This window comes from Acinetobacter lactucae, assembly GCF_013122135.1.
Classification (GTDB): domain Bacteria; phylum Pseudomonadota; class Gammaproteobacteria; order Pseudomonadales; family Moraxellaceae; genus Acinetobacter; species Acinetobacter lactucae.
The window spans coordinates 1-19,925 of record NZ_CP053391.1 but is presented as its reverse complement, the minus strand read 5'-3'; the positions used below and the strand labels follow the sequence as shown (position 1 = coordinate 19,925).

Genomic DNA, 19,925 nt, shown 5'->3' with positions numbered 1-19,925 from the left:
GAACAACTTGTTGTGGATTCTTACCAATCGTCAATCTTTCGTTAAGGAGGTGATCCAGCCGCAGGTTCCCCTACGGCTACCTTGTTACGACTTCACCCCAGTCATCGGCCACACCGTGGTAACCGCCCTCTTTGCAGTTAGGCTAGCTACTTCTGGTGCAACAAACTCCCATGGTGTGACGGGCGGTGTGTACAAGGCCCGGGAACGTATTCACCGCGGCATTCTGATCCGCGATTACTAGCGATTCCGACTTCATGGAGTCGAGTTGCAGACTCCAATCCGGACTACGATCGGCTTTTTGAGATTAGCATCCTATCGCTAGGTAGCAACCCTTTGTACCGACCATTGTAGCACGTGTGTAGCCCTGGCCGTAAGGGCCATGATGACTTGACGTCGTCCCCGCCTTCCTCCAGTTTGTCACTGGCAGTATCCTTAAAGTTCCCGACATTACTCGCTGGCAAATAAGGAAAAGGGTTGCGCTCGTTGCGGGACTTAACCCAACATCTCACGACACGAGCTGACGACAGCCATGCAGCACCTGTATGTAAGTTCCCGAAGGCACCAATCCATCTCTGGAAAGTTCTTACTATGTCAAGGCCAGGTAAGGTTCTTCGCGTTGCATCGAATTAAACCACATGCTCCACCGCTTGTGCGGGCCCCCGTCAATTCATTTGAGTTTTAGTCTTGCGACCGTACTCCCCAGGCGGTCTACTTATCGCGTTAGCTGCGCCACTAAAGCCTCAAAGGCCCCAACGGCTAGTAGACATCGTTTACGGCATGGACTACCAGGGTATCTAATCCTGTTTGCTCCCCATGCTTTCGCACCTCAGCGTCAGTGTTAGGCCAGATGGCTGCCTTCGCCATCGGTATTCCTCCAGATCTCTACGCATTTCACCGCTACACCTGGAATTCTACCATCCTCTCCCACACTCTAGCTAACCAGTATCGAATGCAATTCCCAAGTTAAGCTCGGGGATTTCACATTTGACTTAATTAGCCGCCTACGCGCGCTTTACGCCCAGTAAATCCGATTAACGCTTGCACCCTCTGTATTACCGCGGCTGCTGGCACAGAGTTAGCCGGTGCTTATTCTGCGAGTAACGTCCACTATCTCTAGGTATTATCTAAAGTAGCCTCCTCCTCGCTTAAAGTGCTTTACAACCATAAGGCCTTCTTCACACACGCGGCATGGCTGGATCAGGCTTGCGCCCATTGTCCAATATTCCCCACTGCTGCCTCCCGTAGGAGTCTGGGCCGTGTCTCAGTCCCAGTGTGGCGGATCATCCTCTCAGACCCGCTACAGATCGTCGCCTTGGTAGGCCTTTACCCCACCAACTAGCTAATCCGACTTAGGCTCATCTATTAGCGCAAGGTCCGAAGATCCCCTGCTTTCTCCCGTAGGACGTATGCGGTATTAGCATTCCTTTCGAAATGTTGTCCCCCACTAATAGGCAGATTCCTAAGCATTACTCACCCGTCCGCCGCTAGGTGATAGTGCAAGCACCATCACCCCGCTCGACTTGCATGTGTTAAGCCTGCCGCCAGCGTTCAATCTGAGCCATGATCAAACTCTTCAGTTAAAATCATTTTGCACCTTATTAAAGACAAGGTGCCAATTCTGGCTCATCAATTACTGACTTAAATTTCGCTCAAATAAACTTCGAGTAATTTAAACCAATCAATCAATGAAAATTATTTCGATTAATCAATCAGTAAAAATCCACACAAGTTGTTCTTCAATTCTCTTAATGATCTTCTTACTGGTTCGTCACCAGCAAGCTAGGTCGGCTATATTACTCTTAATCTCTTAAAAGTCAACAGGTAATTTCGATATTTTTAAAACTTATCCTCTAAACCAACTTCTCATCAAATTCATCACTTAAAGCAACCAATCTAATCACAAGTAACTGTTTTTCAACAAGTTTCTATCTGCATCACCGCCGATGGATGTGCATTATAGACCATCCAATTCCCTTTGCAAGGGGTATTTCAGCCTTTTTCACTTGAGTGCCGTTTTTTTCTACTATTTTGCGAAAAAAGTGATATATATGACTTTTTTTTAGGCGTTTCTATCACTTTTATTAATTCTTATTTTGGGAAAACAAACTTCATCTTAGATTTTTGATGTCTTCAATAGAGTTTATAGACATATATATTCCCTTAATTCCAAAGAATCCAAAGAATCCAAAGAATCCAAAGAATCCAAAGAATCCAAAGAATCCAAAGAATCCAAAGAAGTAATAGAGTAAATGCTCTACCCTGCTTTATATTTCTTATTGTTTTTAATTTAATTCTTTAACTATATAAGTATGTTTAGATGGTTCCACGTGGAACGTTTAATTACTTTGGTAACTCTAAAATAAAAAAAGCAGGATTACTCCTGCTTTTATCACCATATAACTTTCTTATTAATCAGTGAAAATTACACGTGCAATTGCTTTCTTACCTGACTGAATAATGAAAGTACCGTTTTCTTTTACAGAGAAACTTGCATCAACCGCGTTCCAGTCAACTTTTACTGCTCCACGAGCTACAGCATCTTTTGCAGCTGCTGCATTCGGATTTAGGCCTGCTACACGTAGAATGGTAGCAATAAAGATTTCTCCACCAAACTCACCAAGTGAAATAGTTACTTCCGGTGTGTCTTCAGGTACTTCACCTTCTGTAATACGGTTACCAGCACTCTTATGGGCATTAGCAGCAGCTTCTGCATCATGGAAGCGTTCAACTAGCTCAAGCGCAAGGATACGTTTTACTTCTTGTGGATTACGACCAGCAGCAATTTCATCTAATAAAGCTTTGATCTCATCAAGAGATTTGAAACTTAATAAATCGAAATAGCGCTCGATTAAAGAGTCGGGCATTGATAAAACTTTTTGGTACATTGCCCCTGGCGTATCAAATACACCAATATAGTTACCTAAAGATTTAGACATTTTATTTACGCCATCTAAACCTTCTAGAATCGGAACAGTGATACACACTTGTGATTCTTGACCATAACGACTTTGTAAAGTACGACCCATAAGTAAGTTAAAGGTCTGGTCTGTACCGCCTAACTCAACGTCAGCTTCAAGCGCAATTGAGTCATAACCTTGAACTAAAGGATATAAAAACTCATGAATTGCGATCGGTTGATGGTTGCTATAACGCTTTGTAAAGTCATCACGTTCTAACATGCGAGATACGGTTTGCTGGCTTGCTAACTGAATAAGGTCAGCAGCAGATTTTTGATTAAACCATTCTGAGTTAAAACGTACTTTTGTTTTATTTGGGTCTAATATTTTGAAAACTTGTTCTTGATAAGTTTTAGCGTTAGCTTCTACTTGTTCACGTGACAACGGCGGACGAGTTGCGCTTTTACCAGTTGGGTCACCGATCATCGCTGTATAGTCACCAATCAAGAAGGTAACTTCATGGCCCAAATCTTGGAAAGTTTTTAATTTATTAATAAGAACGGTATGTCCTAAATGTAAATCTGGTGCTGTAGGATCAAAACCAGCTTTAATTTTAAGAGGACGATTCTCTTTAAGCTTTTTCAGTAAATCTTCTTCTGAAATAATTTCGTGCGTGCCTCGTTGGATGAGGGCAAGCTGTTCTTCGGCGGGCAAGAAATTTGACATCACAAAACCTAAACACATCAGTTATTCAATTTGTGCGATATACTAACATTTTTTCAGCGTCTTGCAGGGGAAGTTGCATATGAGCGCAATCTATATCGGCGTAATGACTGGCACTAGTATGGATGGTGTGGATATTGTTGCGGCTTCATTTGAGCCACTACAGCTTCATGCCACACTTACAGTTCCATTCGAACCCGAGTTACGTGATGAGCTTATGGCATTAACTTTACCCGATGACAATGAAATTGACCGCATGGGTAAAGCTGATGTTGCTCTAGCCAAAATGATTGGTGATGGGATTAATACTCTCATTGAAAAGTACCAATTAGACCGTAGCCAAATTAAAGCAATTGGTTCACACGGGCAAACCATTCGTCATCGTCCAGAACATGGATTTACACTACAAATTGGTGATCCCAATATTATTACTGAAATTACTCAGATTCCGGTTGTTTCAGATTTCCGTCGTAGAGATATGGCAGCAGGCGGTCAAGGCGCGCCATTAGTTCCAGCTTTCCATCAAGCATTATTTCAACATCCGAGTATTCATCGTGTGATTTTGAATTTAGGTGGTATTGCCAATGTGAGTATGCTGCCTGCCAATAACCCTGAAGGTGTATTTGGTTTTGATACGGGCCCTGCAAATATTTTGATGGATGCGTGGTGTCATCGCCATACAGGTCATCCATATGATGAAAATGGTGATTGGGCTGCTTATGGTCATCCTATCCGTTCTTTGCTCGATCGTCTTCATGCACATGAATATTTTTCTAAAGAACCGCCTAAGAGCACAGGACGTGAAGACTTTAATATTGACTGGTTAGATGATCAGTTAATCGATTGGCGAAATGATTTAACTTACGATGAGCTAGAAGATACACCGGAAAACATCCAAGCCACTTTATTAAAGCTTACTGTGCGTGCCATTCAAAAAGCGATTTATCGCTCTGAGATGGAAACAGGCGAAGTATATGTTTGTGGTGGTGGTGCTTATAACTCTTATTTATTAGAACAATTACGTTGGCGTCTTCGTAAGCATAATTGGTCTGTTCAACCTACAGATGTTTTAGGGCTATCCCCTACTTGGGTAGAGGCTACAGCATTTGCATGGTTGGCAATGCGTTTTGTAAATGGTTTAAGTGGTAATTTGCCAGCAGTAACAGGTGCTTCGGATTTCAGAATCCTAGGTACGATCACGGCGGTATAAAACTATTTATTGATTGGTTTGGTTAGATTCGACCTCATAGCACATTTACTGACCCGAAATGCTGTTATTTAAATGAACATAAAAACTCATGATAAATGCCAACAAAAATAATTTAAGGCATTTTTTCATGGATCTGACCAACCGTATTCAACAATACACACGTGGGGCTTGGACATTCGATGTGATTGATTCGGGGCCTATAGATGGTCCTCTCGTTGTTTTATTGCATGGTTTTCCAGAGACTGCTCATAGTTGGGAGCAAACCTCTGAATTATTGCATCAGTATGGATTTCGAACACTTGCGATTCATCAACGCGGTTATAGTTTAAATGCTAGGCCTCAAAGCCGATTTCAATATTCACTGAGCGAACTTGTAGAAGATGTGGCGAGTTTAATTGAGCAACTTGGTCAGCCAGTTTATTTAATTGGGCATGACTGGGGCTCGGCAATCGCTTCGGGGGTTGCCATGAAATATCCACAATATATTCAACATCTCACTTTAGTTTCTGTGCCCCACCAAGCTGCATTTTTAAAAGCTTGTTTAAGCAGTAGACAACTTTTTAAATCTTATTATTTTGCAATTTTTCAGCTACCGATTCTGCCCGAACTTTTATTTAAAAAGTTGCCTAAATTGGGTCATAAGTTTCTGAAGTCATCTGGCATGACCGAGCAGCAAATTGAAATATTCGAGGCTGAGTTTATAAAGGAAAAGAGATTATCTACGGCGTTGAATTGGTATCGTGGCTTTTTTTGGGACAAGCCTCAAAATCCATTTAAAGCCATAGATGTTCCTACTCTCTTTATTTGGGGTAAACATGATATTGCCGTTACAGAAAAAAGTGCCGAGCTAAACTCAAATTATTTTAAAAATAGTTATGACGCAGTTTTTATGGAAGCGTCGCATTGGATTCCTTATCAGAATGCACCTGAACTCGTGCAATGTTTTTTAGAATCTATCCGTGAAAAATAATAATTTGATCAATAAAAAAACCTCTCGTTACGGAGAGGTTTTTTAAATTTTAAAATTCTGTTAAATCGAGAATGAAGAACCACAACCACATGTTGTTGTTGCATTCGGATTTTGTACGATAAAACGCGAACCCTCTAGGCCCTCTACGTAATCAACTACTGAACCAATGAGATATTGGTAGCTCAGTGAGTCAACCAGCATTTTTACATCGCCATTTACGAATTCTGCATCATCTTCATTTACGCTTTCAGCAAAATTAAAGCCATACGAAAACCCTGAACACCCGCCTCCCGTTACATATACACGTAACATGAGATCGTCATTCCCTTCACTATCACGGAGTTGGCGTACCTTATTGGCAGCATTATCTGTCAAAACTAGAGCTTGGGCATTCATGATGATTGTTCCTCGGATTTTGCTGTGCCTTTCAAAATAAAAAAGACCCTATATTGAGTATAGCATAATCAATATAGGGTCTGTCTTCGAAGTTTAAAGCGAATCTTGAGTATTTTTATCAAGATTATTTGTAATTCTCATCTTGTAAGCCACATTCGAAGTTTTTAGCATCTTGCTTACAACGGAATTGCCATAGTAATTTCATCATACGTTTATCGTACACACCGCGTTGTGTAAGGTTAATTCGAGACTCACGCATGAGCTTTTGGTAACCTGGTTTATCGGCTGCTGGGACATCCATCCAGTATTTTTGTGGAATATCAGTTTTCATTTTACCCAAGATGGTAAAAGCACGTGGTAGTTGACCCGAAACCCATTCTCTAGATTTTTGCCCAAAACCAGCAGGGAATTTATCTGGACGGATAATAATATTTCCCGTGACCTGTAAGATTGGATAATTCACAATCGCACCTTTTGTGCCCAAACCTTTTTGTAGCTCCAAAGGTTTAAATGCTGCTGCTGGCGCACCAATAATATCAACTTGATGATTATTAAATTTCGCACCGAAATTTGTGACGTCCGCACTCACAGCCTGTGCCCCAACCTGCTGAACCATAATTTTTTGTGCTTCATCATAGTCAAGAACAGCAATTTTCTTACCTGCAGCTTTTGCTACCGTATTGATGCTGCGATCATTTACTAGAAGGTACGCATCACCAACCGGAATAACACCGACAACTTCATAGCGACCATTCACCATATATTTACTAAAAGTTGGACTCGCTAAACCTTGCATCACTTTTACAGCAAGCTTGAGATCAGGAATGGCACCAATTGCGTCTAATGACCCTGTGAATGAGTTAAATTGGCGTCCACGCATCCCTGACACACTAATACCATCACATTTACCCGCTTTAAAATCTTCCGCAATCACGGCTTCATTCTGATTTACTTTAAGCTCGATATCAGCTCCCCAGTTTTTAGCGGCAAGTTGATAATCCTTCATCAGTGCATAGACATCGCCATTTTTTCCAACGAAGTCAAAAACACATACTGTTTGTTTAGCCTGAGCTGCAAAAGAAACTGTAGTAAGTCCCATCGCAAGTAATAGCATTTTGGAAAATTGCATATTCTTTTTCCTTTCCTTGTGGAGTTTTTGTTTTTCGATACCAAGAAATTTCACACCGATCAGGTATGAATCGGATAGACCTCATCTAAAAATCATGTTGGAGTACTTTTATAGACCGTATTTGCTTTTATGATTTGATTTTCATGAAAAATAGATAGCGAATGACCTATCTATTAACAATTATTTAATCATTCAAGTCCTTGATCCATTTTTATACCTTCATGTTTCCTTATGAAGTTTTTATCTAAATTTAGCTTAACGTCTTTCTAACTAACCACAATGGCAGAACTGACAGCACATATAAAACAAAAAGCCTAGAACTCAGTCTAGGCTTTTTGAAAGAAATTAGGATTATTCACCAGGCATCGAACATTCAAAGTTAGCCTTATCTACAGAACAACGTGCTTTTTTGAGTACAGACATCATTCCTGCATCGTAAACACCGCGTTTAGTTAAGTCCATACGGCCATCACGCAACATTTTTTGATACTTAAGCTTATCTTCTGCACTTAAGTTCATTTTGTATTTGCCAGGAATTTGCGCTTCTAAGCGGTTGATCATTGCAAAGTTCTTAGGCAACTGTTTAACAAACCAGTCACGAGATTTTTGACCAAAACCAGCTGGGAATTTATCAGAACGTAATACTAGATCTGCTGTAACGTGTAATACAGGGAAGTTCCACATTACACCGTTTGCGCCTAAACCTTTATTTAATTCTAATGGTTTATAAGCATAAGCAGGCGCACCTACCATATCTACCTGACCATTGTTAAATTTAGCAGCAAAGTTTGAGATATCAGAAAGAACCGCTTGGGCCCCTACGCGCTGCACCATAATTTTTTGTGCATCGTCATAGCCCAATACAGCGAATTTTTTACCCGCAGCTTTTTCAACAGAGTTGATGTTTTTATCACGTACGAAAATGAATGCTGAACCTAGCGGAGAAATACCAGCAACTTCGTATTTTTTACCACCCATATTCGTGGTCATTTTTGCTGCATTACGCGCATCTAATACATAAGTAATTGCACGTTGAGCGATTTGGTTATTTGGAACACCACCGAGTGAGTCGATAGATCCTGCGAATTTGTTATATTGACGTGCACGCATTGCTGTCATTGCTACAGCATCACATTTACCCGCTTTAAAATCATTATCAGCAACAGCCTCGTCCTGACGAGGAACTAAGTTAATTTCAGTACCCCAGCCTTTTGCAGCTAGAGCCCATTCTTCCATCATTTTATATGAGTCGCCTGCTTTTCCTAAGAGGTCGAATACACATACGGTACTCGCTGCTTGCGCTGAAGCAGAAAAACCAACAACAGAAGCGGCAGCCATAGCAAGTACGATTTTTTTCATTTTCTTCATCCTTCCACGGAACAGATTTTTTGTTTGAAGTTTCCTTTCAAACACAGATATTAATCATGTTTTTTAGAAAAAAATAGAGCTTTTACTCAAATATTTTTATCTCATTGAACCATTGTTTGTTCGATTTAAATTATTTATTAAAACGAAAAATTGCTAATTTTCCGTAAGTTATTTTTTATATTCACAATTTTCATACCCATATTCAGCTTTGAAATATATGTAGCGTTTTTGTGTTTAAAAAATAAACTACTCCCTATTAAGCGTACATTCAAAATTTGTTCGTTCAACTGTACAGCGAGCACGCTTCAGCACACTCATCATGGTTGCATCGTATACACCTTGTTTTGTTAAGCTGAGGCGACCTTCACGTAAAATTTTTTGATATTTAGTTTTGTCTTCTGCTGAAAAATTAATTTTAATTTTTGAGGGTACACCCATTTCTAGCCGCTTTATCATGGCAAAATTCTGAGGTAATTTTTGTATAAACCAAGCACGTGACTTTATACCGAAATCTGTGGGGAACTTATCACTTCGGGCAATTAAATCACCCGTAACGTTAACTACGGGGAAAGTAAACATTGCCCCTTTCACGCCGACCCCTTTACCAATCTCTAAAGGTTTATAAGCATAGGCTGGTGCCGCAATTGCATCGACTTGGCCACTATTAAACTTTTTCACAAAATCGGTAATTTCTGAAGGAATGGGCTGAGCGCCAACGCTTTCCACCATAATTTTTTGTGCTGCGTCATATTGCAAAATAGCAAACTTAGTCCCACGTACTTTTTCAATTGAGTTGAGGTTTTTATCTCTTACAAATAAATAAGCCAATCCAATCTGAACAATACCAACGACCTCGTAATTGGTTCCAGTTTGTGTAGTCACCATGCGATGTTTATTACGCTTATCTAAAACATAACTAATAGCTTTTTGGGCGATTGCATTACTGGTTACCCCTCCAATCGCATCAATTGAACCTGCAAATTTATTATAATTTCGCGCCCGCATGGAGGTCATATAAGCGGCGTCACATTTTCCTTCACGCAGTCTACGGTCAACTAAGCCTTCATCTTGAAATGGAATTAAAGTGATATCTGCTTGCCATTCTTTCGCTGCAAGCGCCCACTCTTCCATCATTTTATAGGATTCACCTGACTTTCCTAATAAATCAAACACACAGACACTTTGCCCAGCATGTACTGTCCCCACAGCACAGCAAAATACTGCACCAATTATCCCCAATCTTTTTTTCATTTGACTTTCCTTAGTCTAGTTTTATTAGTAGCTCATTAATCAACCAAATTTCAAACTGTTTTTATTTTAGCCATATTTTTTTAAAAGTATTCTATCTTGTTCAATATTTTGAAAATTTCGGATGAATAGCGAAATTTAGAATGTCTGGATATATCTAATTATTAATACCTGCTCACTAAAATCCGGAAAGTTTTGTTTTCATCGGCAGTTCTCTTTAAAATACAGCATCCCTAACTCACCTCGATACAATAAGATGATTCAATTTGACCAAGTTTCTTTACGCCGCGGTGGACGTGTTCTATTTCAAAAAGCGTCTATGCAATTACACCCAGGTTGGAAGATTGGTCTAACTGGTGTAAATGGCGCAGGTAAATCGACCTTATTTGCTGCATTACTTGGAAGTTTAGGTGCAGATGAAGGTTCACTTACTCGTCCGACAGGCTGGACCGTGGCGCATATGGCGCAAGAAGTAAAAGCCCTAGATATGCCTGCAATTGATTTTGTTCTTTCAGGTGATGAAGAGTTTTGGGATATACAAAATAAGCTTGCTCAACCAGATCAACTGACTGATTTTGAATTGGCTAAATTGCATGGCCGTTTTGATGAAATCCATGGTTATTCAGCGCCCTCTAAAGCTGCGCAGCTCATGGCAGGCCTTGGTTTTCTAGAAAATCAATTACGTTTGAACGTTGAGAGCTTCTCGGGTGGATGGCGTATGCGCTTAAATTTGGCGCGTACCCTCATGAGTCGTTCTGATCTACTCTTACTGGATGAGCCAACAAACCACTTAGATTTGGATGCAATTCTGTGGTTAGAAGATTGGCTTAAAGCCTATGAAGGTACACTCATTCTAATTTCGCATGACCGCGACTTTTTAGATGCGATTACAGATCATATTCTTCACATTGAAAATCAAGAACTCACGCTTTACACCGGAAACTACTCTACATTTGAAACCACACGTAGTGAACGTCTTGCTCAACAACAACAAGCTTTTGAAAAGCAGCAAGAAACACGTGCTCATCTACAAAAATTTATTGACCGATTTAAAGCAAAAGCGACTAAAGCTCGTCAGGCACAAAGTCGTATTAAACAACTTGAACGCATGCAGCAACTTGCACCCGCTCACATCGATACGCCATTTACTTTTAGTTTCCGTGAACCGACTAAAATGAGCTCTCCTTTGCTGACTTTAGATAATGCCAGCATTGGTTATGGTGATAAGCAAATAGCCGAAAAAATTAGATTACAAATTACACCAAACTCACGTATTGGTTTACTTGGGATGAACGGCGCAGGTAAATCAACACTAATTAAGAGTTTGGTTGGTGATCTACCACTCTTGGCAGGTGAACGTAAAGCTTCCGAGCTGCTTAACATTGGTTACTTTGCACAGCACCAAATGGATGCTTTAGATGGCAATGCTAGTCCAATGTTACAGCTTGCCCGTATAGCAGATAAACAAATTAGCGAAGCCACCCTACGTTCGTTCTTAGGTAGTTTTGGCTTTAGTGGTGAACGCATGGATACGCCATGTGAAAGCTTTTCTGGTGGAGAACGCGCTCGTTTAGCCCTAGCACTCATTGTATGGCAGCGTCCAAATGTTTTAATTCTCGATGAACCGACAAACCATTTAGATCTTGATATGCGTCATGCACTGAGCATGGCATTACAAGATTTTGAAGGTGCAGTTGTTCTGGTTTCCCATGAACGCCAACTCATTGCAAGTGTTTGTGACGAGCTTCTTTTAGTACATGGCGGTAAATGTACTGAGTTCGAAGGCGATTTACAGGATTATGCAAAATGGCTACGTGAAGCACGCCAGCAACAAATCAATGCTCAGACTGCAGTAGCACAGACTAACTCATCCTCTACCACTGTTGCCCCAGCTAAAGTTGATAAAGAAGCACAGCGTAAAGAAGCGGCTCGCCGTCGTGAACAGACTCGACCTATTCGTAAAAATATTGAAAAGGTTGAGTCTCAAATTGAAAAGCTACAACCGCAGCTTGCCAAAATTGAAGAATCCTTAGCTGATTCTTCTTTATATGACGCTGCACGTAAGGATGATCTACTCAAACTTATGAATGAACAGACAGAGCTAAAAGCTAAACTTGAACAATATGAAGAGCAGCTATTAGAACTCATGATGGAATTGGAAGAAATGGAAGCTTCTTTTGATTAATCTATTTTCTAAAATAAAAAGCCGATTTCTTAATCGGCTTTTTATTGATTAGTAAGGCGTATAAAAAGCCCCTAATTCATTTAAATTGGTATTTATTGGTAAAGGCCAAACATTGCTTGATAGACTGTCAGCGATATATAAATCGTAACCACCTCGACTTCCTGTTTGTCCTGCAAGAGATACAACCATGTAACGCTGATCTAAAGGAGCTGGATCGGAAGTATCATAATTAATACTGTTAAATGGTAAACGTATAGTTTGTTTATTAGCCATATCATAGATATAGATCTGGTCATGAGGATTTGTTGGACTGTACCAGCGTACATATAAGAACCGACTTCCTTGCCACCATACTGGATAATATGAAGCGATATTGGTCAGCTGTGTATCATAAGCACCCGACTGATCAATACTGAAAATTCGAGAATTATTTCCAGCACCTTTCGCATATAAGATTTGAGTAGTATTCACCATTGGATAAGGCATCGACTCTTCTATGTCCCAACCATTTTGCGTGACAGAAGTCATCGTCCGATCAGTCATTTTAACGATTTTTAGATCGCCATTTTGTTTAAAAATAATACGCTGGTTATCTATGAATTTAGGATCTTCATCGCGCTTATTATTGCCCTGAGTTAAGTTAATGGGTAACTCAGTGCTTCCGACTTTCCAAACATATACATCCCATGCATCACCATAATGCTGCCCAGAGTTCACTCCCATGAAAGTTAACCATTTTCCATCTGGAGAGAAATGGCCATTCATCATATGGTCAATTTTCCAATTTGTGCCCAGTAATGTAGTCTGCTGTGTTGTGAAGTTATACAAATAAAGCTTACTGTCCCATGCGTCATAATCACTATAACGATGAAATACTAATTTTCCGTAAAAGGTGGGGGCTATCGCAGCATGCAGTTGAAATAAACAATTAAAAAAAATGATCCCAATGCATAAGAGTATGTGAGTTTTTTTCAAAATTATATTCTCTTGATATAAATAAAAACTACCACTTAAATGGCAGTTTAAAAGTTCAGTTCTTATAAAAAGAAAAGGCTTTGTCTTAAACTAAACAAAGCCTTTTCTTTAAATATCATAAACAATTATCTAAATTTTTTATGATTTTCATTTCGTATTGTGACTAAATTGATTGCTTCAGTTTTGGCTTGATCTAATTGTCCTTGCTCAACCAAAGCAGTTACTTTATCAATCTCGGCAACAAGCTGATCTAAACCAGCTTGGTACTCTTTTACCTTTACATTTTCTTTTGGCAAACCTTCGAGTTTATGCGGTAAATATTGCTTAGAAGAAACAGCTGCTTCACGCATTACAACAAGCTGTTGTTTCGCGTTATCAGTATCTTTTGCTTCAGCAAATGCTTTAGTACTCTTAGCTAAAGTTTTCATACTCGTTTCTAGGTCTGCCGCCGAAACAGCAGAACTTCCTAAAACCGCACATGAAATTAAAAGGCTAGCTAATAACTTCTGACTCATCATTCTCTCCCTAGACTGATTTAGAATCATGTTATGAATTAAGCATCAATATCCGCATTTAAAGCATTCTCTTCAATGAATGCGCGACGTGGTTCAACGTCATCACCCATTAAGCAAGAGAACATACGATCTGCTTCAATCGCATCGTCAATTGTTACCTGCAACATATTACGGTTTTCAGGATCCATTGTCGTTTCCCAAAGCTGTTCAGCATTCATCTCTCCAAGACCTTTATAGCGTTGGATCATCATACCGCGACGAGAATCTTGCAAAATGTGTTGCCAAACTTGATGGAAGTTAGCCACTTGAATACGGCGATCACCTTTTTGTAAATAAGCGCCATCTTCAAGTAAAGTGAACCAACTCTTCGAGTTTTTCAACAAACGTGCATACTCAGCTGAATTCAATAAAGCTGCATCAAGCAAGTACGCATGTGGCAGGTTATGTACATACACCGTAATACGTGGCCAGTAATGTGCAGATTTTTCACCCTGAGCATTTTCACGCTCAAATGCCTCTAATGAAATTTCCGGACGTAAGCTTGGCTGTAATCTGGTAATGATATCGCGTACCTGATCAGCCCATTGTTGTACATAAGCTTCATCGTGGTTCTGATCGCTCTTGAATGCTTCTACTTCAAGTAAAGCATCCAGTAAGCTCGCTGGATAACGTAAAGTTAAACGCTGTAAGCTCTTTTGTGAAACTTGATAGTCCTGAATCACTTTTGCAAGAGCTTCACCTGTAATTGCAGGTGCTTCAGCATTGGTATGCAAGGATAGCTCATCAATCGCATTTGAGATGAGATACGTTTCTAATGCATCATTATCTTTGATGTATTGTTCTTGCTTACCTTTCTTCAATTTATACAAAGGTGGCTGAGCAATATAAATATGACCACGCTCAACCAATTCCGGCATTTGACGGAAGAAGAACGTTAACAACAAGGTACGGATGTGAGAACCATCGACGTCAGCATCGGTCATAATAATGATTTTATGATAGCGAAGCTTATCTGGGTTATATTCTTCACGACCAATACCACAGCCAAGTGCAGTGATTAAAGTACCCACTTCCTGACTTGAAATCATTTTGTCAAAGCGTGCACGTTCAACGTTCAGGATTTTACCTTTCAACGGTAAAATAGCTTGCATCTTACGGTTACGGCCTTGCTTAGCACTACCACCTGCAGAGTCACCCTCGACTAGATATAATTCAGAAAGTGCCGGATCTTTTTCCTGACAATCTGCCAATTTACCTGGTAAACCAGCAATATCTAGCGCACTCTTACGACGCGTCATTTCGCGAGCTTTACGCGCAGCATCACGTGCACGTGCAGCATCAATAATTTTACCGGCAATAGATTTTGCAGCTTGCGGGTTTTCAAGTAAGTAAGCAGAGAACTCTTTATTCATTGCTTGCTCAACCGCTGGTTTTACTTCGCTTGATACCAGTTTTTCTTTAGTTTGAGATGAGAATTTCGGATCAGGTACTTTGACCGAAATAATCGCCGTTAAACCTTCACGAGCATCATCACCTGTCACATTGACTTTTTCTTTCTTGAGAATATTTTCATTTTCAAGATATTGGTTCAGACCACGTGTTAAAGCCGCACGGAAACCAGCTAAATGCGTACCGCCATCTTTTTGAGGAATATTGTTGGTAAAGCAACGCACATTTTCTTGATAACTTTCGTTCCACTGCAATGCAACTTCTACACCAATACCATTTTCGGTATCTGCAGTGAAATGGAAAATCTCGTTTAGATGAGTTTTACCTTCATTAATGTATTTTACAAACTCAGATAAACCACCTTCGTAGTCATATACATGCTCAAGGTTAATACGTTCATCACGTAAAACAATGCGCACGCCCGCGTTTAAAAATGAAAGCTCTCGTAAACGACGCGCTAGGATTTCAACGTTAAAAATAGTTTGACTAAATGTTAGTTCACTTGGCCAAAAACGTACGATTGTACCACTCTTATCCGTTTCACCAATCACACGTAATGGATATTGAGGATCACCGTGGTGATACTCTTGTTCGTGCACTTGGCCAGCGCGATTAATAATTAAATGTAATTTACTTGAAAGCGCATTTACAACTGAAACGCCTACGCCGTGCAAACCACCTGAAACTTTATAGCTGTTGTCGTCAAACTTACCGCCTGCGTGCAAGATCGTAAGAATTACTTCTGCTGCAGAAACCCCTTCTTCAGGGTGGATATCGGTTGGAATACCACGGCCATTATCAGAAACACTCACTGATTCATCTTCGTGAATAGTGACAATAATTTCATCACAATGTCCCGCTAAAGCTTCATCGATTGCGTTATCGACAACCTCGAATACCATATGGTGTAAACCGGTACCGTCGTCTGTATCCCCAATATACATCCCCGGACGTTTACGAACTGCATCTAATCCACGTAATACTTTAATACTAGAGGAATCATAAGCCTTTTCATTGGTTTGTTCTGTTTGAGAGGCTGATTGAGACTCTGAACTCATGGTTTCTCCCTAGCAAATATAGGTTTATTCAAAGATGGGTAACATCAAAAAATTATGGTGAAGCAAGACTAACTTGACCGGATTCAACATTGAATAATTGATATGAAATAGACAGATCATGTAAGTGTTTTTTTACCGATGCATGATCTAAAGTTGTCATAAAAACCTGGCTACCAAGTTGGCTTAATCGTTCAATTAAACGTTGTTGTGCGGTTAAGTCTAATTCTGCTGTCAGATCATCTAATAATACCACAGTTTCCTTATTACTCGCATGCAACATTGCAATTTGTGACAGTTTTAAGGCAATAATCAGCAGTTTTTTCTGACCTCTTGATAAAACAACGTCAGCATGTCCAAACGGGGTTTTTAAGCGCAAATCTGCACGATGTGGACCATATTCGGTATAGCGTCTTTCGATGTCTTTTTGGTGTTGATTCAGCAAGTCTTGCATGAGTCCCTGCTCTGTATGAAAACCTGGACTATATTCCAGTTCAATCTCCAGATCAGGTAGTAATTGACTTAAATCATTTTGAAAAAAGACATTCCATTGTTCCACAATACTTAAACGTTGAGAGTGTAAAATTTCCCCATAATCACTCAACATTTTGTTCCACGGCTCTAAATCCGCTAAAGAAATATTCCGTCTGGTTTTAAGTAAGGTATTACGCTGTTTTAATGCACGAGAATAATATTGCCAAGCAAAATAAAACTCAGGTTCCACGTGGAACATCAGCCAATCTAAAAGCTGACGGCGAGGTTTTGCCCCATGATCAATAATATCTGTACTTTGTGGATCAATATGTTGCAAAGGCAGCAGTTTAGCCAATTGCCCTTGTGTAGCCACCGTATCGCCATTGACCTTCATCAATTGCTCACCAGAGGCTAACTTTTGCATGCCAATTTTTTCAGTTGCAGACTGGGCGAAGACAATCGCATCTTCGGCAGAATATTGAATATAATTTTTGGGGATATGGGTACGGAATGACCGCCCTGTTGCAAGCAAATGGATTGCTTCCAGAATTGAAGTTTTTCCTGAACCGTTAGCGCCATAAAATACATTAAACGGTTGCAACCCTTGGAGTGCAACCGTTTTTAAATTACGCACACGTTCAATATTTAAACGCGTAAGATGCATATTAGATAGCCAGATTATACACGCATCGGCATAACGACATAGGTCTGGTCAGGATGTGCCGGATCTTGAACCAATACAGACTGGTTTGCCTCAGTCATGCTCATATTGACATCATCACCATCAAGTACACCTAAAACATCTAGTAAATATTGCGCATTAAATGACATTTCAAGCGGTATGTTTTGATACTGAATCGCTAAATCTTCAATCGCTTCGTCTTGTTCAGGGTTATTTGCACGCAGTTGTAAAGAGTCTTGATTAAAATTCAAGAAAACACCACGTAACTTCTCATTACTCAAAATTGCGACACGTTGTAATGATTGTTTAAACACATCATGGCTAATTAACACATGTTTATCGCCACCACGTGGAATTACACGACGATAATCAGGGAATTTTCCATCGATCAATTTCGTCGTAAAACGAACAGTGATATCGCCCTGCTCTTTGTCACGGCTTGGTGTATTAATCGTTACATTTAACAATTCACGGCCAATGAGTAACGTTAATTGTTCATCTTCAATACTGAGTAAACGCTGCAATTCACCCACAGCTTTACGAGGCACAATTGCTTGAACCAATTGAGATGATGTAGAAGAGGCAGTAATTTCACAAAGTGCTAAGCGGTGTCCATCTGTTGTTACTGCACGCAATTGATTTTCATCAATTTCTAATAAAGTACCAGTTAAATAGAAACGCACATCCTGTACAGCCATCGCAAAAGCAGTTTTTTCAAATAAACGCTTTAACTCACGTTGGGTGACCTGTACTTGTGTACCTTGACTATTTTCAGTCGTCAATAATGGATAATCTTCTGCCGGTAAAGTACCTAATACAAAACGGCTATTACCAGATTTTAAGATACATCTTTGATCTTCAGTAATTTGTAAATCAATCAATGCAGCTGTAGGCAATGATTTACAAATTTCCATCAACTTACGAGCAGGAACAGTTGTTTCACCTGCTTCAATGCATGCCCCTTCTGTTAAAACAGTACTGGCAACCAGCTCGACTTCTAAATCAGAACCAGTAATGGTGAGTGCCTGAGCATTAGTCTGAATTTTGACGTTTGAAAGAATATTCAATGTATGACGACGTTCTACCGCACCAACAACATGCGATAAAACATTGAGTAAGCTTTCTTTAGCGATTTTCAAACGCACGATTCATTCCTCTAGCAACTTGGAGCAAATATTTCATTTTTTAGCTGTGTACTATGCTGCACTTACGTAGACTTTGCAACAACGTCTTATTATTTCATTAACTCTGAAGTAGACGCAGTAGATTTTTATAATCTTCGTCAAAAATCGGATCTTCCTCTCGAAGACTCACAACTTTTTCACAAGCATGCATCACCGTACTATGGTCACGCCCACCAAAAGCCATTCCAATTTCAGGAAAACTATCACCCGTCAACTCACGAGCAAGACCCATTGCTAACTGACGCGGTCGAGCATAGATTCGTGTCCGTTTTGGTCCAACCAATTCTTTTAAAGGAATACGGAAATATTCACTGACCACACGTTGGATATTTTCTACACTAATTGTACGCGCACGAATTGCCAATACATCTTTTAAAGACTCACGGACAACATCAAGATCGATTGGCGCACCTTTAAAACGGGAAATTGCAACGACTTTATTGAGCGCACCTTCAAGTTCACGTACATTGGCAACCACTTGTTGTGCAATAAATAACGCACAGTTCCGAGGTAAATCAACGCCGCTATTTTCAGCTTTCTTCAATAGAATTTCGATACGAGTTTCAATATCTGGTGGCTCAACACCTACAGAAAGTCCCCAAGAAAAGCGAGATACCAAACGCGGATCTAACTCGGTCAATTCTTTTGGATAACGATCTGAAGTTAAAATAATCTGTTTAGATTCATCAAGTAAAGCATTAAATGTATAGAAGAATTCAACCAAACTTGCTTCTTTACCAGCTAAGAGATGAATATCATCAACCAACAGTAAATCTAAAGAACGGCAATTTTTCTTAAATTCTTCAACTTTGCCTTTTTGCAAAGAACTTACAAAATCCTGAACGAAGCTCTCAGAGGTCATATACATCACCCGTGCATTAGGTTTGGCTTGCAATAAAGCATTACCAACCGCTTGCATCAAGTGAGTCTTACCCAATCCTGTCGGACCATATAAGAATAAAGGGTTGTGCTGTGAAGCACCTAATTGAGTTAATACTTTTCTACATGTTTCAGCAGCCATCTGGTTCGAACGGCCCTCAACAAATAAAGAAAAAGTAAATTGAGGATTTAATAGCTTCTTTTTCGGTGTTTTAGTGTTTACAACACCACTAGTAGTTGAACTAGAAATTGAATCTGGTTCTTTTTTTACTTTAATAGTTTGTTGAGGTGCACTGTGTAAAGCAGCTGTTGTAGTTGCTGGCTGTTCACTCGATGACAAAATACTGCCAGGACGAGAATCAACTAAAATCTCAACCTGACGCACACGTCCCTCAGATAACTGTTCGGCCAATATAGAAATTAATTCTAAATGGTTCTCTTGAATGTAACGCGTCCAATAAGGGTTAGGTGCATAAAGACGCAGTATTCCTTCTACTTCTTCAGCAACTAATGGGCGAATCCACATCGCAAAGACGTTATCAGATAGCTCTTGTCGCAAGCGAGTTAAGCAGTCTGTCCAAAGCAT

The 19,925-nt window shown here is 39.9% G+C and carries 14 protein-coding genes and 1 rRNA gene; 3 read left to right on the top strand and 12 right to left on the bottom strand.

Annotation, left to right across the window (positions count from 1 at the left end; all coding sequences use genetic code 11):
* Positions 1–42: 42 nt before the first annotated feature.
* Together HLV59_RS00075 and tyrS are read right to left on the bottom strand one after the other, a co-directional pair.
* A 16S ribosomal RNA gene (locus HLV59_RS00075) occupies positions 43–1,580 on the bottom strand.
* Between the two features lie 828 nt (positions 1,581–2,408).
* Positions 2,409–3,641 (bottom strand): tyrosine--tRNA ligase, encoded by a 1,233-nt coding sequence (gene tyrS / locus HLV59_RS00070; protein ID WP_151748508.1) that lies wholly within the window; start codon positions 3,639–3,641, stop codon positions 2,409–2,411.
* Positions 3,642–3,702: 61 nt separating this feature from the next.
* Between tyrS and HLV59_RS00065 the strand changes: the two genes are divergently transcribed.
* Positions 3,703–4,830 carry an anhydro-N-acetylmuramic acid kinase gene (locus HLV59_RS00065; protein WP_171429034.1) on the top strand — a complete coding sequence of 376 codons (1,128 nt, stop codon included), beginning with the start codon at positions 3,703–3,705 and terminating at the stop codon, positions 4,828–4,830.
* Positions 4,831–4,957: 127 nt separating this feature from the next.
* Positions 4,958–5,800, top strand: coding sequence for an alpha/beta fold hydrolase (locus HLV59_RS00060; protein WP_171429032.1), 843 nt, complete (start codon positions 4,958–4,960; stop codon positions 5,798–5,800).
* A 60-nt stretch (positions 5,801–5,860) separates the two neighbouring features.
* Here the strand turns inward: HLV59_RS00060 and erpA are convergent, their stop codons facing one another.
* The 4 genes from erpA to HLV59_RS00040 all read right to left on the bottom strand — a co-directional run bounded on the left by erpA (position 5,861) and on the right by HLV59_RS00040 (position 9,944).
* Positions 5,861–6,196 (bottom strand): iron-sulfur cluster insertion protein ErpA, encoded by a 336-nt coding sequence (erpA, locus tag HLV59_RS00055; RefSeq protein WP_002115421.1) that lies wholly within the window; start codon positions 6,194–6,196, stop codon positions 5,861–5,863.
* 124 nt (positions 6,197–6,320) lie between these two features.
* Positions 6,321–7,325, bottom strand: coding sequence for a putative solute-binding protein (locus HLV59_RS00050; protein WP_171429030.1), 1,005 nt, complete (start codon positions 7,323–7,325; stop codon positions 6,321–6,323).
* 351 nt (positions 7,326–7,676) lie between these two features.
* Positions 7,677–8,684 carry a putative solute-binding protein gene (locus HLV59_RS00045; RefSeq protein WP_003656045.1) on the bottom strand — a complete coding sequence of 336 codons (1,008 nt, stop codon included), beginning with the start codon at positions 8,682–8,684 and terminating at the stop codon, positions 7,677–7,679.
* Between the two features lie 255 nt (positions 8,685–8,939).
* Positions 8,940–9,944: a putative solute-binding protein gene (locus HLV59_RS00040; RefSeq protein ID WP_171429028.1), complete on the bottom strand. Its 1,005-nt coding sequence runs from the start codon at positions 9,942–9,944 to the stop codon at positions 8,940–8,942.
* A gap of 253 nt (positions 9,945–10,197) precedes the next feature.
* Here HLV59_RS00040 and HLV59_RS00035 point away from each other — a divergent pair, with 253 nt between their 5' ends.
* Positions 10,198–12,126, top strand: a complete 1,929-nt coding sequence (locus HLV59_RS00035; protein ID WP_031949368.1) for an ATP-binding cassette domain-containing protein — start codon at positions 10,198–10,200, stop codon at positions 12,124–12,126.
* A 48-nt stretch (positions 12,127–12,174) separates the two neighbouring features.
* Here the strand turns inward: HLV59_RS00035 and HLV59_RS00030 are convergent, their stop codons facing one another.
* The 6 genes from HLV59_RS00030 to dnaA all read right to left on the bottom strand — a co-directional run bounded on the left by HLV59_RS00030 (position 12,175) and on the right by dnaA (position 19,925).
* A complete protein-coding gene (locus HLV59_RS00030; RefSeq protein WP_171429026.1) occupies positions 12,175–13,101 on the bottom strand; it encodes a TolB-like translocation protein in 927 nt (308 codons plus the stop codon).
* Positions 13,102–13,226: 125 nt separating this feature from the next.
* Positions 13,227–13,619, bottom strand: coding sequence for a cytochrome b562 (cybC, locus tag HLV59_RS00025; protein ID WP_171429024.1), 393 nt, complete (start codon positions 13,617–13,619; stop codon positions 13,227–13,229).
* 35 nt (positions 13,620–13,654) lie between these two features.
* On the bottom strand, positions 13,655–16,123 hold the full coding sequence (gyrB, locus tag HLV59_RS00020) for a DNA topoisomerase (ATP-hydrolyzing) subunit B (protein WP_171429022.1): 2,469 nt from the start codon (positions 16,121–16,123) through the stop codon (positions 13,655–13,657).
* Between the two features lie 52 nt (positions 16,124–16,175).
* Entirely contained in the window at positions 16,176–17,258 is a 1,083-nt protein-coding gene (gene recF, locus HLV59_RS00015; RefSeq protein ID WP_002115479.1) for a DNA replication/repair protein RecF, read from the bottom strand.
* 14 nt (positions 17,259–17,272) lie between these two features.
* Complete coding sequence (gene dnaN, locus HLV59_RS00010; protein WP_002115478.1) at positions 17,273–18,421, bottom strand: DNA polymerase III subunit beta; 1,149 nt, start codon at positions 18,419–18,421, stop codon at positions 17,273–17,275.
* Positions 18,422–18,518: 97 nt separating this feature from the next.
* The gene (dnaA, locus tag HLV59_RS00005) at positions 18,519–19,925 is read right to left on the bottom strand and encodes a chromosomal replication initiator protein DnaA (protein WP_016143909.1); all 1,407 of its coding nucleotides are present in this window, start codon (positions 19,923–19,925) and stop codon (positions 18,519–18,521) included.